Raw genomic sequence first — 12,351 nt, forward strand, 5'->3', positions numbered from 1 at the left:
CAACCGACCCCGCCGCATCCTCGGCTACAAGAAACCCAAGGAAATCTTCGCCGAGCTACTAACCAGCCCGATTGCTTCCACCGACTGAGCACGGGGTGGCTATTCCGTCGCGGATAGCCACTCTTTCTCTACAAGAGGCGCGTCCGGTGCCCCGGGAGGGGCGCGGGGTGGGGTGGGGGGAGGAGGGTGGGGGAGGGTGAGGTGGCAGAGTTGTACGGCGTGACCCGTACCCCGCACGGACAGCGCGCGAGCCTGGACAAGCAGCCGCATGAGGTGGCGGCGATGTTCGACGGCGTGGCGTCCCGGTATGACCTGACCAACACGATCGTCTCCTTCGGGCAGGACCGGGGCTGGCGCCGCGCCACCCGCGCCGCCCTCGGGTTGCGTCCCGGCGAGCGGGTGCTCGACGTGGGCGCCGGCACCGGGGTCTCGACCGAGGAACTGGCGCACTCGGGCGCGTACGCGGTGGGGCTCGACCTCTCGATCGGGATGTTGCAGGCCGGGCGGCGGACCCGTCCGGACGTGCCGCTGCTGGCTGGTGACGCGCTGCGGCTGCCGTTCCCGGACCGTTCCTTCGACGCGGTGACGATCTCGCTGGCGCTGCGCAACGTGGTCGACACCGAGGCGGCGCTGCGCGAGATGGCCCGGGTGACCCGTCCGGGTGGGCGGCTCGTGGTCTGTGAGTTCAGTACGCCGACCAACCCGGTCTTCCGTACCGTCTATCTGTCGTACCTGATGCGGTCCCTGCCGGCGGTGGCGCGGACGGTGTCGAGCAACCCGGACGCCTACGTCTACCTGGCGGAGTCGATCCGGGCCTGGCCGGACCAGGCCGGGCTGGCCGCGCGGATCGCCGCCTCGGGCTGGGGTCGGGTGGGCTGGCGCAACCTGACCGGCGGCATCGTGGCGCTGCACCGCGCCGTCCGCGAGTAGCGCGGGTCGGATCGGTCCTGGAGTGGCGCCGCACCGCGCCGTCCGGTAGTAGCGCGGGTCGGATAGATACGGCCCGGCCACGCCCGGATGAGCAACATTTCGCGTTTCGTCCTTTTCGTGCTCTCTCGGGCAGTACGCTGCGCAAATGGCGGGGGCACAGCGGCAGCCGGACGGCGACGACTGGTCGGTAGCGGCGGAGCACGGCGCGCCGGCCGACACGGACGCGGCCGAACTGATCGCACAGATCCGGCAGTTGGCTGCCGACGCCGACCCGGCCGGAGTACGGCAGGTGGTCGCCGAGGTGCTCTCCGCGCTCGACCGGGCGGCCGGCGGCGCGTTGCGTGAGCAGTTGCCGAACGGTCTGCCCGGCGCGACCGGATACGACGGGCCGGCGGGTTCGGCCCCCGGTCGGGCCGGGGGTGACGGCGAACTCGCGGGGCGGGCGGAGCCGCCGGTCGATGTTCCCGACAGGTACGAGAACGCCCCGGTCGATCTACCGGCGGGCGCCGAGGACGCGGAGTCGACTTCGTCGGCGGACCCGGACGGGCCACCGGCCAACAGGTTGACCGGGCAGGACGAGCCGCCGGTGACACTGTCCGATCTGGAGGCTGCCGGGTCCGAGGAGCGTCCCACCGGATCGGGCTGATCCGACCGGTCCGCTCGCCCGGGAGGCTCACCGCGCCCACCTCGGGAAGTTAGGTTCACCTAACCCGCTGGCACCCTTAACGCGGTCTTAGACTCCTCCCGAACCAGCTTGTGAAGCATTTCACGAGCACCTCGGGAAGGAGGCGCTGATGGCCACGGTCGAGTACGACGCGGACGTCATCGTCGTCGGCGCCGGACCGGGTGGTTCCACCACCGCCTACCACCTGGCGCGGCACGGACTACGGGTCCTGCTACTGGAGAAGACCGAGTTCCCGCGCGAGAAGGTGTGCGGCGACGGCCTCACCCCGCGCGCGGTCAAGCAGCTCATCCGGCTCGGCGTCGACACCTCCGCGGAGGCCGGCTGGTTGCACAACCGCGGCCTGCGGGTGATCGGCGGCGGGATGCGGCTGGAGCTCGACTGGCCCGACCTGGCCAGCTTCCCCAACTACGGCCTGGTCCGTACCCGGCTGGACTTCGACGACCTCCTCGCCAAGCAGGCGGTCGGTGCCGGAGCCGAGCTGCGTACGGGCGTCAACGTCACCGGTCCGGTCCTGGACGGGACCGGCCGGGCGATCGGGGTCACCGGCGAGGCGGGACCGGGCAAGGAACCGGTGACCTTCCACGCGCCCCTGGTCGTGGCCGGTGACGGTGTCTCCGGTCGACTGCCGCTCGCCATGGGCCTGGCCAAGCGCGAGGACCGGCCGATCGGGGTGGCGGTACGCCGCTACTACAAGTCACCGGCCAAACACGACGACAACTACCTCGAGTCGTGGCTCGAACTGCGCAGCCGGGACTCCGGCGACAACCTGCTTCCCGGCTACGGCTGGATCTTCGGCATGGGCGACGGTCGGGTCAACGTCGGTCTCGGCGTACTGAACTCGTCGTCCGCGTTCGGCAAGACCAACTACCGCCGGATGCTCACGGACTGGTTGGCGAACACCCCGCCCGAGTGGGGCATGACCGACGAGACCAACGCGGAGGGCCCGATCCTCGGGGCCGCCCTCCCGATGGGCTTCAACCGGGTGCCGCACTACACCCGCGGGGTGCTGCTGGTCGGCGACTCCGGTGGCATGGTCAACCCGTTCAACGGCGAGGGCATCGCGTACGCGATGGAGTCCGGCGAACTCGCCGCCGAGGTCATCGTCCAGGCGCTGGCCCGCGCCGAGGGACCCGACCGGGAGCGGGCGCTGGCCGGTTACCCGGCTGAGTTGAAGGCCCGCTACGGCGGTTACTACCGGCTCGGCGGGATTTTCGTGAAGCTCATCGGCAATCCGCAGATCATGCGGATCGCCACCAAACACGGCATGCCGCACCCGACCCTGATGCGGTTCGTCCTGAAACTGCTGGCCAACCTGACCGACCCGCGCGGCGGGGACGCGATGGACCGGGTGATCAACGCGATGACCAAGGTGGCACCAGCGGTGTGAGCAGCGGCCCCCCGGGCGAAGGCGCCCGGAGGACTGTGAATAGTGTGAATTTTGTTAATGACCGAGGGCAGGGAAGGACGAGCAGGAGAAGAGATGTCGCTCTCGCCTTACGTACCCATCATCGGGCTCATGGCCCTCGCCGCGGCGTTCGCGCTGTTCTCCGTCGGCGCCGCGCGGTTCGCCGGTCCGCTGCGTTACAACAAGGCCAAGCTCGAAGCGTACGAGTGCGGCATCGAGCCGAGCCCACAGCCTCCGGGCGGTGGTCGGTTCCCGATCAAGTTCTACCTGACCGCGATGCTCTTCATCATCTTCGATATCGAGATCATCTTCCTCTTCCCGTGGGCGGTCGTGTTCGACTCGCTGCCCATCTTCGGCTTCGTGGAGATGGTGCTGTTCATCGTCGCGGTCTTCGTCGCGTACGCCTATGTCTGGCGGCGCGGCGGCCTGGACTGGGACTGAGGGAGGACGTCAGATGGGTATCGAAGAGAAGCTCCCCGCCGGTGTCCTGCTCACCTCGGTGGAGAAGCTGGTCAACTGGTCCCGCAAGTCGTCGGTCTGGGGTGCCACCTTCGGCCTCGCCTGCTGCGCCATCGAGATGATGGCGGCCGGTGGCCCGCACTACGACATGGGCCGCTGGGGCATGGAGGTCTTCCGCGCCTCGCCGCGCCAGGCCGACCTGATGATCGTCGCCGGCCGGGTCAGCCAGAAGATGGCCCCGGTGCTGCGCCAGATCTACGACCAGATGGCCGAGCCCCGGTGGGTGCTGTCGATGGGTGTCTGCGCCAGCAGCGGCGGCATGTTCAACAACTACGCGATCGTGCAGGGCGTCGACCACATCGTCCCGGTCGACATGTACCTGCCCGGCTGCCCGCCCCGGCCGGAGATGCTGATCGACGCGATCCTGAAGCTCCGCGAGAAGATCATGCACGAGCCGCTCGGTCCGAACGGCCGCAAGATGCTCGAGGCCCGGCAGGCGCGCGGTGACGTCCCGGTGGTGCCGTACGGCTCGATGCCGTCGTCGTACCGGTCCGACAAGGCCCGGCGGGCCGAGTGGACGCAGGCGGTTCGCGAGGGCCGCGAGGAACAGCTCCGGATCGAGAACTGGATGAACGCACAGAACCACATCACCGGGGGTGTCAAGCCGTGACCACGCCCAGTGACAAGCCCGGCAACGGCGTACCGGTGGCCGCGCCCCCGGTCGGCGCGACCAGCGGGGCCCCCGCCGAACACCCCCCGGCCAGCCCGGCCGGGCAGGGCATGTTCGGCATCCACGGCTCCGGTGACACCTCCGGCTTCGGCGGCCTGGTCCGCCGGCACGTCGGCCTGATCGACAGCCCCCGGCCGTACGGCGGCTACTTCGACGAGGTACGGGACGCGCTCGAAGAGGCGTACCCCGCGTTCGCCGACGCGATCGAGAAGATCGTGGTCGACCGGGGTGAGCTGACCCTGCACGTACGACCCGAGCGGATCTTCGAGGTCTGCCAGGTGCTGCGCGACGACCGGGCACTCCGGTTCGAGCTCTGCTCCTCGGTCTCCGGCGTCGACTACCTCGGCACCGACGACCGCCGGCTGCACGTCATCTACGAGCTGACCTCGATGACCTACCGGCGTCGGATCCGGCTGGAAGCCGCCGTGAGCGTCGAGGACCCGCACCTGCCGAGCGTCACGACGGTCTACCCGACCGCGGACTGGCAGGAGCGCGAGGCGTACGACATGTTCGGCATCGTCTTCGACGGCCACCCCGGCCTGACCCGGATCCTGATGCCGGACGACTGGGAGGGACACCCCCAGCGCAAGGACTACCCGCTCGGTGGCGTGCCGGTCGAGTACAAGGGCGCCGAGATCCCACCGCCCGACAAGCGGAGGAGTTACCAGTAATGACCACTCCTGGATACGCGGCTGAGCGCGAGACCACCGAGGGCCGGGTCTTCACCGTCACCGGTGGCGACTGGGACACCGTGGTGGCCGGACACGACCCGATCGCCGACGAGCGGATCGTGGTCAACATGGGTCCGCAGCACCCGTCCACGCACGGGGTGCTCCGGCTGGTGCTGGAACTCGAGGGCGAGACGGTCCGCGAGGCCCGCAGCGTCGTCGGCTACCTGCACACCGGCATCGAGAAGAGCATCGAGTACCGCAACTGGACGCAGGGCTCGACGTTCGTGACCCGGATGGACTACCTGGCCCCGATCTTCAACGAGACGGCGTACAGCCTGGCCGTGGAGAAGCTGCTCGGCATCACGGACGACATCACCGAGCGGGCGACCACCATCCGGGTGCTGATGATGGAGCTGAACCGGGTCGCGTCGCACCTGGTCTGGCTGGCCACCACCGGCATGGAACTCGGCGCCATCTCCATCATGCTGTACGGCTTCCGCGAGCGTGAGTACATTCTCGACATCTTCGAGATGATCACCGGCCTGCGGATGAACATGGCGTACGTCCGCCCCGGCGGTGTCGCCCAGGACGTACCGGACGCGGCGATCGTCAAGATCCGCGAGTTCCTCGACATGATGCCGAAGCGGCTCAAGGAGTACGAGGACCTGCTCTCCGGGCAGCCGATCTGGGTCGAGCGGACCAAGAACGTGGCCGTCCTCGACGTCACCGGTTGTGTCGCGCTCGGCGTCACCGGTCCGGTGCTGCGCTCGGCCGGACTTCCGTGGGACCTGCGCAAGACGATGCCGTACTGCGGCTACGAGACGTACGAGTTCGACGTGCCGACCTCGACCGACGCCGACGTGTGGGGTCGTTACCAGGTCCGGCTCGGCGAGATCCGCGAGTCGCTCAAGCTGGTCGAGCAGGCGCTGGACCGGCTCCGGCCCGGCCCGATCATGGTGGCCGACAAGAAGATCGCCTGGCCGGCGCAGCTCGCCATCGGCGTCGACGGCATGGGCAACTCCCTCGAGCACGTAGCGAAGATCATGGGTCAGTCGATGGAGTCGCTGATCCACCACTTCAAGCTCGTCACCGAGGGCTTCCGGGTGCCGCCGGGCCAGGTCTACGTCGCGATCGAGGCGCCTCGCGGCGAGCTGGGCGTACACGCGGTCTCGGACGGCGGGACCCGGCCCTACCGGGTGCACTACCGCGAGCCGAGCTTCGTCAACCTTCAGGCCCTCCCGGCAATGGCCGAGGGCGGTCTGATCGCGGACGTGATCGCGGGCGGTGCCTCTCTGGATCCGGTGATGGGTGGGTGTGATCGCTAGTGGCCTTCAGTGAAGAGACGTACGGGCGGGCGCGGGAGATCGTCGCCCGCTACCCGGCCGACCGGTCCCGCTCGGCCCTGCTGCCGCTGCTGCACCTGGTGCAGTCCGAGGAGGGGTACGTATCCCCGGCCGGTGTGTCGTTCTGTGCCGAGGTCCTCGGCCTGAACAAGGCGCAGGTCGGCGCGGTGGCGACCTTCTACACCATGTACAAGCGTCGGCCGACCGGTGACTACCTGGTCAGCGTCTGCACCAACACGATGTGCAACGTGCTCGGCGGGCAGCAGGTCTACGACTCCCTCTCCGAGCACCTCGGCGTCGGGCACGACGAGACCACCACCGACGGCACGATCACCCTCGAACACGCCGAGTGCCTGGCCGCGTGCGACTACGGCCCGGTGATGACGGTCAACTACGACTTCTTCGACAAGGTCGACCCGGACAGCGCGGTCGGCGTGGTCAACGAGCTGCGCGCCGGTAACCGGCCGATGCCGACCCGTGGGGCCCGGCTCTGCACGCTCAAGGAGATGTCGCTGCAACTCGCCGGCTTCGCCGACGAGCGCGAGGGCGCGGTGGCCGACGGACCGGCCGGCGACGCGACGCTGCGCGGGCTGCGCCTGGCCGAGCAGCACGGGATCTCGGTGCCGGGCTTCGATCCGAACACCCCGATCAAGAGCACGAAGGCCGCCGCCGCACCGGCCCCGGCCACCACCCGACCGGCCGCCGCCACCGGCACCACCGCGCCGGACCTGCCGGCACCGGACCAGAAGTCGCCGCAGTTGCGTACCGCGGAGACCCGCGCGCCGGACGCGAAGACGCCGGCACCGGACGCGCCGGGGGTTGCCACCCCGGTCGACGGCGAACCGCCGGCACCGGCGGACGCCAAGGCCGCCGCCGATGCCGGCACCGCCGCCAACAAGCCGGCCAGCGATGGCAAGCCGGCGGGCGACGACGCCGAGCAGCAGCAGCGTTCGTTGAAGGAGGCTCAATCATGAGTACGCCTCGACCGGAGACGGTGGCGAAGCTGACTCCGGTGCTGACCAAGCGCTGGCTCTCGCCGGACGCCTGGAAACTCGACGTCTACCAGAAGCTCGACGGATACGCCGCGCTGCGCAAGGCGATCGCCGCCCACCCGGACGACCTCATCCAGCTCATCAAGGACTCCGGTCTGCGGGGGCGTGGCGGTGCCGGCTTCCCCACCGGACTCAAGTGGGGCTTCATCCCGCAGGGTGACGGCAAGCCGCACTACCTGGTGGTGAACGCGGACGAGGGCGAGCCCGGCACCTGCAAGGACCTGCCCCTGATGACGCACGATCCGCACTCGCTGATCGAGGGCGTCATCATCGCGTCGTACGCGATCCGGGCCAACCGGGCCTACATCTACATCCGCGGTGAGGCGGTGCACGCCGCCCGGCGGCTGCGCAACGCGATCGCTGAGGCGAAGCGGGCCGGTTACCTCGGCACCAACATCCTCGGCTCCGGGTTCGACCTGGAAGTCGTGGTGCACAGCGGCGCCGGGGCGTACATCTGCGGCGAGGAAACGGCACTGCTCGACTCGCTCGAGGGCTTCCGGGGCCAGCCCCGGCTGCGCCCGCCGTTCCCGGCCACGCACGGCCTGTACGCCTCGCCTACCGTGGTCAACAACGTCGGCACCATCGCCAGCGTGCCGTACATCGTGCTCGGCGGGGCCGACTGGTGGAAGAGCATGGGTACGGAGAAGTCGTCCGGCCCGATGATCTACTCCCTCTCCGGCCGGGTGGTCAACCCCGGTCAGTACGAGGCCGGCCTCGGCATCACCCTGCGGGAACTGATCGAGCTGGCCGGCGGCATGCTCCCCGGTCACGAGCTCCGGTTCTGGACCCCGGGTGGCTCGTCGACGCCGCTGCTCGCGGCCGAGCACATCGACGTACCGCTGGACTTCGAGGGAGTGGCGGCGGCCGGTTCGATCCTCGGCACCACCGCCACCCAGATCTTCTCCGACCAGGACTGCCCGGTCTACGCGACCTACCGGTGGCTGGAGTTTTACCACCACGAGTCGTGCGGCAAGTGCACCCCGTGTCGGGAAGGCAACTACTGGATGGTCCGGGTCTACCGCCGGATCCTCTCCGGACAGGGCACCCAGGAGGACCTGGACACCCTGCTCGACACCTGTGACAACATCCTCGGCCGCTCGTTCTGCGGTCTGGGCGACGGCGCGACCAGCCCGGTGACCTCGTCCCTGCAGTACTTCAAGCAGGACTACCTCGACTACATCGAGGGGCGCACCGCGCCGAAGCTGTCGGACAAGCAGTTGGTGGGGGCGCACTAATGACCGACCTGAAGGCTGTCAACCCGGCCGGCGCCGTCGCGCCGGTCGAGACCGTGACCCTGACCATCGACGGCATCGAGGTGACCGCGCCGAAGGGCACGCTGCTCATCCGGGCCGCCGAGAAGCTCGGCATCGAGATCCCCCGGTTCTGCGACCACCCGCTGCTCGCGCCCGCCGGGGCGTGCCGGCAGTGTCTGGTCGACGTGGAGGGCCAGCGCAAGCCGGTTGCCTCGTGCACCCAGACGGTCGCCGAGGGCATGGTGGTCAAGACCCAGCTCACCTCTCCGGTCGCCAAGAAGGCGCAGGAGGGGATCATGGAGCTGCTCCTGGTCAACCACCCGCTCGACTGCCCGATGTGCGACAAGGGCGGCGAGTGCCCGCTGCAGAACCAGGCGATGTCGACCGGCCGCCCCGAAACCCGCTTCCACGAGACGAAGCGGGAATACGAGAAGCCGATCAACATCTCCTCCCAGGTGCTGCTCGACCGCGAGCGGTGCGTGCTCTGCCAGCGCTGCACCCGGTTCTCCGAGGAGATCGCCGGAGACAAGTTCATCGACCTGATGGACCGCTCCTCCGGCGAGCAGATCAACGTCTACCGGGACGAGGTCTACGGCGGCGAGGGCGACGGCAGCGGCCGGGACGCGGGCGGGGTCGGCGACGTCCCGTTCAACTCGTACTTCTCCGGGAACACCGTGCAGATCTGCCCGGTCGGCGCGCTGACCGGAGCCCAGTACCGGTTCCGGGCCCGCCCGTTCGACCTGGTCTCCACCCCGAGCGTGTGCGAGCACTGCTCCGCCGGTTGCGCCCAGCGCACCGACCACCGCCGGGGCAAGGTCCAGCGCCGCCTCGCCGGTGACGACCCCGCGGTGAACGAGGAGTGGAACTGCGACAAGGGCCGCTGGGGCTTCCGCTACAGCACCGCCACCGAGCGGCTCACCCACCCGCTGATCCGCGACGCCAAGACCGGTGAGCTGCGCGAGGCATCCTGGAGCGAGGCGTTCGCCTTCGCCGCCGAGGGACTGCGCCTGGCCCGCGACGGCGCGTACGGGGTCGGGGTGCTCACCGGGGGCCGGCTCACGGTCGAGGACGCGTACGCGTACTCGAAGTTCGCCCGGGTGGCCCTGAACACCAACGACATCGACTTCCGGGCCCGCCCGGTCGCCGCCGAGGAGACCCAGTTCCTGGCGAGCAACGTGGCCGGCGTGACCGACGTGACGTACGCCGACATCGAGCGGGCGTCCACGGTGGTCCTGGCCGGGCTGGAGCCCGAGGAGGAGTGCCCGATCCTCTTCCTCCGGCTGCGCAAGGCGTACCAGAAGAAGGGCCTCAAGGTCTACGCGCTGGCCCCGTTCGCCACCCGTGGGCTGGAGAAGCTCGGCGCCAAGCTTGCCCGGGTCGTACCGGGTGAGGAGGCGCAGGTGCTGGCCGAGCACGACACGGTCGCCGACGCGCTGAGCCAGCCGGGAGCGATCCTGTTCGTCGGCGAGCGGCTCGCCTCCGTACCGGGCGGGCTCTCCGCCGCCGCCGCGGTCGCGGAGCGTACCGGTGCCAAGCTGGCGTGGGTGCCGCGGCGAGCGGGCGACCGGGGTGCGGTCGACGCGGGCTGCCTGCCCAACCTGCTGCCCGGCGGACGCCCGGTGGCCGACCCCGGCGCGCGGGCCGAACTGGCCGGCGCCTGGGACGTGGCCGCCGGGGTCATCCCGAGCCAGACCGGTCGGGACACCGACCAGATCATCGCCGCGGTCGCCGCCGACAAGATCGGTGCCCTGGTGGTGGCCGGGGTCGACCCGGCCGACCTGGCCGACCCGCGGCTGGCCGAGGAAGCCCTGGAGAAGGTCCAGTTCCTGGTCAGCCTGGAGATCAAGGGCGGACCGGTCACCCGGCGCGCCGACGTGGTCTTCCCGGTCGCCCCGGTGGTCGAGAAGGCCGGCAGCTTCCTCGACTGGGAAGGCCGGCTGCGTACCTTCGAGGCCGTGCTCGACACCACCGCGATGACCGACGCCCGGGTGCTCGACGCGCTCGCCGCGCAGCTCGGCGTCAACCTCAACGCGGGCGACGTGAACAGCATCCGCCGTGAGCTGGGCGGACTGCCGGTGACCCGGGCCGAACGCCCGGCCAGCCCGGCGGTCGGGCCGGCCGAGGCGGCCACCCTCGGTACGGACGAAGCGGTGCTCGCCACCTGGCACCACCTGATCGACCTGGGCACCCTGACCGAGGGCGACGAGCAGTTGGGCGGCACCGCCCGCCCGCCGGTCGTCCGGCTCGGCAAGGCGGCGGCCGAGGCGCTCGGGGTGGCCGACGGCGACGCGGTCACGGTCGGCACCGACCGGGGCGCGCTGACCCTGCCGCTGGAGATCACCGACATGCCCGACGGTGTGGTCTGGCTGCCGACCAACTCGCCCGGCTCGACGGTCCGGCGCAGCCTCGGCGCCACCTCCGGCGCGGTCGTCCGGCTGTCCACAGGCAGTGGAAGAGGTGCTCAGTGAGGCTCGACTATCTGGCCCAGGACCCCACCCTGGCCGACTTCGGCCAGGACACCTGGTGGCTGGTGCTGCTCAAGGTTGTTCTCGCCTTCGTCTTCGCGGTGCTCGCCACCCTGCTCGGGGTCTGGTTCGAGCGCCGGGTCGTCGGTCGGATGCAGGTCCGCCCGGGTCCGAACCAGGTGGGCCCGTTCGGTCTGCTGCAGACCCTCGCCGACGGTCTCAAGATGGCCTTCAAGGAGGACATCCTCCCGAAGGCGTCGGACAAGGTGGTCTTCTTCTTCGCGCCGACCATCTCGGTGATCAGCGCGGTGACGGTGCTGTCGGTGGTCCCGTTCGGACCGATGGTCAGCATCTTCGGTGAGCGGACGCCGCTGCAGGTGACCGACGTGCCGGTGGCCGTCCTGGTGATCCTGGCCTGCTCCGCGATGGGCGTCTACGGCATCGTGCTCGGTGGCTGGGCCTCCGGTTCGACGTACCCGCTGCTCGGCGGTCTGCGGTCGAGTGCCCAGATGATCTCGTACGAGATCGCGCTGGGGCTCTCCATCGTCGCCGTCTTCATGAGCGCCGGCACCATGTCGACCAGCGGTATCGTCGCCGCCCAGTCGGGCAACTCGGCGGCGAGCTGGGACATCTTCGGCTGGCACCCCACCGCCCCGAGCTGGTACGCGCTGCTGCTCTTCCCGAGCTTCATCATCTTCTTCATCGCGGTGGTGGGCGAGACCAACCGGGCGCCGTTCGACCTGCCCGAGGCGGAGTCGGAGCTGGTCGCCGGCTTCATGACCGAGTACAGCTCGCTGAAGTTCGCGCTCTTCATGCTCTCCGAGTACGTCGCGATGGTGAGCATGTCGGCGGTGACCGTGACGCTCTTCCTGGGCGGGTGGCGGGCACCCTGGCCGATCACCTTCTGGGACGGTGCCAACTCCGGCTGGTGGCCGCTGCTCTGGTTCCTCACCAAGGTCATCCTGCTGGTCTTCGTCTTCGTCTGGCTGCGCGGCACGCTGCCCCGGCTCCGGTACGACCAGTTCATGCGGTTCGGGTGGAAGGTGCTGCTCCCGATCAACCTGGTCTGGATCCTGGCGCTCGCCGGCATCCGCTCGGTCGACGGTCGCGGCGCGACCGACCGCTGGATCATCTTCGGGGTGGTCCTGCTGGTCCTGCTGCTGATCGTGCTCTTCTGGCCGAGCCGCAAGCCGGAACCGACCGAGACCCTGCAACAGCAGGTGCGTAACCGGCCCACCGGCAGCTTCCCGCTGCCGCCCATGGACCTGCAGGTCCCGCCGAGTCCGCGGCTCAAGCGCGCGGTCGCCGAGCGGGAGCCGGCCAACGTTGTTGCCGGCGCGGACGAGAAGGAGGTGTGA

General features: G+C 69.8%; 11 protein-coding genes. All 11 read left to right on the forward strand.

The window, feature by feature from the left end; translation table 11 throughout:
* The first annotated feature begins 219 nt into the window (after positions 1–219).
* The 11 genes from ACWEFB_RS11470 (at position 220) to nuoH (ending at position 12,351) form a co-directional block, all read left to right on the forward strand.
* Positions 220–930: a demethylmenaquinone methyltransferase gene (locus ACWEFB_RS11470; RefSeq protein WP_452285132.1), complete on the forward strand. Its 711-nt coding sequence runs from the start codon at positions 220–222 to the stop codon at positions 928–930.
* 145 nt (positions 931–1,075) lie between these two features.
* Positions 1,076–1,576: a hypothetical protein gene (locus tag ACWEFB_RS11475; RefSeq protein ID WP_452284614.1), complete on the forward strand. Its 501-nt coding sequence runs from the start codon at positions 1,076–1,078 to the stop codon at positions 1,574–1,576.
* 148 nt (positions 1,577–1,724) lie between these two features.
* The gene (locus ACWEFB_RS11480; RefSeq protein ID WP_452284616.1) at positions 1,725–3,002 is read left to right on the forward strand and encodes a geranylgeranyl reductase family protein; all 1,278 of its coding nucleotides are present in this window, start codon (positions 1,725–1,727) and stop codon (positions 3,000–3,002) included.
* A gap of 93 nt (positions 3,003–3,095) precedes the next feature.
* Positions 3,096–3,461 (forward strand): NADH-quinone oxidoreductase subunit A, encoded by a 366-nt coding sequence (locus ACWEFB_RS11485; protein WP_326561449.1) that lies wholly within the window; start codon positions 3,096–3,098, stop codon positions 3,459–3,461.
* Positions 3,462–3,474: 13 nt separating this feature from the next.
* On the forward strand, positions 3,475–4,149 hold the full coding sequence (locus ACWEFB_RS11490; protein ID WP_326561448.1) for a NuoB/complex I 20 kDa subunit family protein: 675 nt from the start codon (positions 3,475–3,477) through the stop codon (positions 4,147–4,149).
* Positions 4,146–4,880 carry an NADH-quinone oxidoreductase subunit C gene (locus tag ACWEFB_RS11495; protein ID WP_326561447.1) on the forward strand — a complete coding sequence of 245 codons (735 nt, stop codon included), beginning with the start codon at positions 4,146–4,148 and terminating at the stop codon, positions 4,878–4,880. Before ACWEFB_RS11490 ends, ACWEFB_RS11495 begins: the two co-directional genes overlap by 4 nt.
* A complete protein-coding gene (locus tag ACWEFB_RS11500) occupies positions 4,880–6,205 on the forward strand; it encodes an NADH-quinone oxidoreductase subunit D (RefSeq protein ID WP_452284620.1) in 1,326 nt (441 codons plus the stop codon). The genes ACWEFB_RS11495 and ACWEFB_RS11500 overlap by 1 nt, the downstream gene beginning before the upstream one ends.
* Positions 6,205–7,197 carry an NADH-quinone oxidoreductase subunit NuoE gene (gene nuoE / locus ACWEFB_RS11505; RefSeq protein ID WP_452284622.1) on the forward strand — a complete coding sequence of 331 codons (993 nt, stop codon included), beginning with the start codon at positions 6,205–6,207 and terminating at the stop codon, positions 7,195–7,197. Before ACWEFB_RS11500 ends, nuoE begins: the two co-directional genes overlap by 1 nt.
* Positions 7,194–8,510, forward strand: a complete 1,317-nt coding sequence (nuoF, locus tag ACWEFB_RS11510; protein ID WP_326561444.1) for an NADH-quinone oxidoreductase subunit NuoF — start codon at positions 7,194–7,196, stop codon at positions 8,508–8,510. Before nuoE ends, nuoF begins: the two co-directional genes overlap by 4 nt.
* Complete coding sequence (locus ACWEFB_RS11515) at positions 8,510–10,996, forward strand: NADH-quinone oxidoreductase subunit G (RefSeq protein ID WP_452284624.1); 2,487 nt, start codon at positions 8,510–8,512, stop codon at positions 10,994–10,996. The genes nuoF and ACWEFB_RS11515 overlap by 1 nt, the downstream gene beginning before the upstream one ends.
* Entirely contained in the window at positions 10,993–12,351 is a 1,359-nt protein-coding gene (gene nuoH / locus ACWEFB_RS11520; RefSeq protein ID WP_452284626.1) for an NADH-quinone oxidoreductase subunit NuoH, read from the forward strand. The genes ACWEFB_RS11515 and nuoH overlap by 4 nt, the downstream gene beginning before the upstream one ends.

It is taken from the genome of Micromonospora sp. NPDC004704 (genome assembly GCF_053601675.1).

Coding starts and splice junctions, on each gene's coding strand:
- ACWEFB_RS11475 (WP_452284614.1), top strand. CDS start 1,076: ATGGCGGGGGCACAGCGGCAGCCGGACGGCGACGACTGGTCGGTAGCG.
- ACWEFB_RS11515 (WP_452284624.1), top strand. CDS start 8,510: ATGACCGACCTGAAGGCTGTCAACCCGGCCGGCGCCGTCGCGCCGGTC.
- ACWEFB_RS11485 (WP_326561449.1), top strand. CDS start 3,096: ATGTCGCTCTCGCCTTACGTACCCATCATCGGGCTCATGGCCCTCGCC.
- ACWEFB_RS11500 (WP_452284620.1), top strand. CDS start 4,880: ATGACCACTCCTGGATACGCGGCTGAGCGCGAGACCACCGAGGGCCGG.
- ACWEFB_RS11490 (WP_326561448.1), top strand. CDS start 3,475: ATGGGTATCGAAGAGAAGCTCCCCGCCGGTGTCCTGCTCACCTCGGTG.
- nuoF (WP_326561444.1), top strand. CDS start 7,194: ATGAGTACGCCTCGACCGGAGACGGTGGCGAAGCTGACTCCGGTGCTG.
- ACWEFB_RS11480 (WP_452284616.1), top strand. CDS start 1,725: ATGGCCACGGTCGAGTACGACGCGGACGTCATCGTCGTCGGCGCCGGA.